General features: G+C 58.3%; 2 protein-coding genes and 1 pseudogene. All 3 read left to right on the top strand.

The window, feature by feature from the left end:
• Nucleotides 1–366, top strand: a pseudogene (locus AC3WWH_RS34670) (ISNCY family transposase); the annotation flags it as partial.
• Between the two features lie 283 nt (nt 367–649).
• On the top strand, nt 650–1,651 hold the full coding sequence (locus AC3WWH_RS34665; protein WP_173518365.1) for an IS30 family transposase: 1,002 nt from the start codon (nt 650–652) through the stop codon (nt 1,649–1,651).
• A 188-nt stretch (nt 1,652–1,839) separates the two neighbouring features.
• Nucleotides 1,840–2,958 carry an IS110 family RNA-guided transposase gene (locus AC3WWH_RS34660; protein ID WP_058321577.1) on the top strand — a complete coding sequence of 373 codons (1,119 nt, stop codon included), beginning with the start codon at nt 1,840–1,842 and terminating at the stop codon, nt 2,956–2,958.
• Nucleotides 2,959–3,387: the final 429 nt, after the last annotated feature.

Below are 3,387 nucleotides of genomic sequence, written 5' to 3'. Positions count from 1 at the left end.
AAGGTCATTGTCTGCGACTATCCCGATGGTCGCCTCGAGGTCACCCATGAGGGGACGTCCCTGCCCTACAGAACCTTCGACACGCTGCGCTCGGTGCACCGCTCCGAGGTGGTGGAGAACAAGCGCCTCGATGACATGCTGGCGCTGGTCGCCGAGATGCAGGCCGGACGAGAGCAACAGCGCAGCAAGGGCGGACCGCGCCGCACCGGTCAGACGGACCATATGTTCGGCATTCGCGACGGCAGCCAGAGCAATGGCTACCAGAAGCGCGGTACCAAGCCTGGCAGGAAGACGGATTTTACCAATGATCCGGTGGTCATCGCCCGGCGCCAGCAAGCCCTTGCGCAGCTGAAAGCGGCGGAGTGATCGCGGTGTCAAAGCTAAAGTTTATTTTGCAGCTGGAGCCATCCGCCGCCGACCGGGCTGCGCAACCCTGACCAGCTCCACCCGGCCGGCGGCTTGCGTCTACGTACTTTGTAACTATAGCAACTTGCAAACGCAGTAATAAACGATAGGATGATGTCGCGTTTCTAAGTTGACTACTTTGTCTCATCTCTAATCAGCTTTGACAACGCTTGTAGTTGGGTACATTCTATTTTCAAGTGCGACATGCCAATGATTTCAATGGCTTCCCCTTGGAGATTTTGGAATGTCACGACGCTATTCGCAGCTGAATCTGGCCGATCGACGCCGCCTCTTCCACTTTGTCGAACGCAAACTGCCGATCAAAGAAATGGCGCGCCAACTCGGTCGTCATCGATCGACGATCTATCGTGAGATCAGACGCAACACCTTCCACGATCGCGAGCTGCCCGATTATAACGGCTACTTCCCAACGGTTGCTGACGACATCCGCAAAGAGCGGCGGCAGCGTTTGAGGAAGCTTGTGCGGCACCCGCAATTGCGCGAACTGGTGATCGAGCAGCTGAAGGCGCTTTGGTCCCCTGAACAGATCGCCGGTCGTCTGCTCGCCGATGGCGTGAGCGCCGTGCGTGTCTGCACCGAGACGATCTATCGCTTTATCTACGGCAAGGAAGATCAGGCGCTGGAGCTCTATCAGCATCTGCCGGAAGGCCGCCGCAAACGCCGCCCCCGCGGCTCGAGGAAACCCCGCGACGGCGGCTTTCCTGCTGCCTGCAGGATATCGCAACGTCCTGATTTCATTGGTGATCGTTCGCAGTTCGGCCATTGGGAGGGCGACTTGCTGATCTTCCAACGTGACTTGGGCAACGCCAACGTCACGTCCTTGGTTGAGCGCAAGAGCCGCTACACCGTGATGATAAAAAACCAGAGCCGGCACTCACGACCGATCATGGACAAGATCATCGAAACGTTCTCTCCCTTGCCAGCCTTTGCGCGGCAGAGCTTCACCTTTGATCGCGGCACGGAGTTCGCCGCTTTTAGGGCTTTGGAAGATGGCATTGGCGCGCGCAGCTGGTTCTGCGACCCCAGTGCGCCGTGGCAGAAAGGTGCGGTGGAAAACGCCAACAAGCGCATCCGCCGCTTCATGCCCAGCGATACCGATCTATCCGCTGTCAGCCAACAACAGCTCGTCGCTCTCGTCCATCATCTGAACGCGCTGCCACGCAAGTGCCTGGGTTACCGCACGCCCGCCGAGGTCTTCATGGCGCATTTGCGCGACTGCGCGTGATGCCCTACCCTTCACACGGCAATGTTGCACTTGGATTAGATTCCCCATTGCATTTTAGAGATGCGACATATGAGCCAGTTAGACCGTATGTTCGTGGGCTGAAGGTGGCCCGCCCCCACGATAAGCTGAATTCGGGGGTTGCTCTGGATAGGCCGGAGCCGAGCCCCACGCTTAAGCGAGGGCGAACCATGAAAGACGATAGCGTAATTTTCATCGGCTTGGATACGTCCAAGTTGAAGCTTTCAGTGGCCATTGCGGAAGGAGAACGCAACGGCGAGGTCCGGTTTTTAGGCGACATCTCTTCCGAACCGGCGTCTGTGGAATCGCTGGTGAACAAGCTATCCAAGCGCGGAGCCAAGCTTCACTTCTGCTATGAGGCTGGTCCCACGGGTTACGGCCTTTACCGTCAAATTGTCGAGCTGGGGCATGACTGCGTGGTGGTGGCACCGTCGCTGGTGCCCAAGCGAGCGGGCGACCGGGTGAAGACCAACCGCCGGGATGCTGTCAGCCTGGCGCGCCTGCACCGCGCGGGCGAGCTGACCGCGGTCTGGGTTCCAGATGAAGCTCATGAGGCGATCCGCGACCTGGTGCGGGCTCGCGAGGCAGCCAGCGATGCGCTGAAACAGGCGCGCCAGCAACTTCAGTCTTTCTTGTTGCGTCATGGCCGGATCTATACCGGCCGCAAACCATGGACGCGCGCCCATATAAGTTGGCTGACGCGCCAGGCCTTCGATCATCCCGCCCACCACATCCTGTTGGCGGAATATTGCCAGGCCATCGAGGATGCCGGCGTCCGTCTGGACCGGCTGACCCAGCTGGTGGTGGAGACCGCGGCATCCTGGTCGATGGCCCCGGTTGTGGCCGCCTACCAAGCGATGCGCGGCGTTGCATTCATGACGGCGGTCACCTTTGTCGTCGAAATCGGCGATGTTAGGCGCTTTGATAATCCCCGTCAGTTAATGGCGTATCTTGGTCTTGTGCCGTCGGAAAGCTCGACGGGCGAACGGGTCAAGCGTGGTGGGATCACCAAGGCAGGCAACACAAGGGTGCGTCGGGTCCTCATAGAAGGCGCCTGGACATATCGCTTCCCTGCACGTGTAAGCCCGACGATCCAAGCGCGGCTTGACGGATTACCAAGGACCGTTCGAGAAATTGCCTGGCAAGGCCAAGTGCGGCTTTGCGCGCGCTATCGCAAGCTGATGGCAGCAGGCAAGCCGAAGGTCGTCGCGGTTACCGCCATTGCCCGGGAGATGGCAGCTTTTCTTTGGGCGATTGGACAGGAGGTCGCTCCCACCGCAAAAATCTAAAGCCTATCGTCGGTGCAAAGCGCGACAAACAGTGAGAAGCGAAACATCTGCTGTTGAACAAAGATGGAGACAGGGTTCCGGTGGAGAACCCTCGTCATCTCTATGTGGCGGATAAAATCCATGCCCGACGTTAGATAGAGGCAGCTCCAGACGAACACACGGAAATGCGGTACCCAGCCCGCGCATAAGAGTATGCCAGCCGTCGTCAAAATGCCCTGTCTCCTCCTTTGTTCAACAGCTTCACGCATGTGCTTTCGTCGTCAAAGCCGGAAGGAAAAGTCATGACCAAAGAGCTTGCATACGAACATAAGAGAGATGCGACAGTCGTCGCCTCTCGGGATGCTGGTCGAAGGTCAACGTTTGGAAGGAAGACTGGCGACGTGAAGCGTGGTTGAGACCATGAGCGTTCGGAGTCGTCATGTCTTGTTT

It is taken from the genome of Ensifer sp. EB106-03-01-XG145, assembly GCF_058792075.1.
The sequence above is the reverse complement of the archived record's forward strand: the minus strand, read 5'-3'. Positions and strand labels throughout refer to the sequence as shown.

What these genes read in the sequence shown, in the direction of transcription:
- AC3WWH_RS34665 (WP_173518365.1), top strand. Translation starts at nt 650, where the DNA reads ATGTCACGACGCTATTCGCAGCTGAATCTGGCCGATCGACGCCGCCTC.
- AC3WWH_RS34660 (WP_058321577.1), top strand. Translation starts at nt 1,840, where the DNA reads ATGAAAGACGATAGCGTAATTTTCATCGGCTTGGATACGTCCAAGTTG.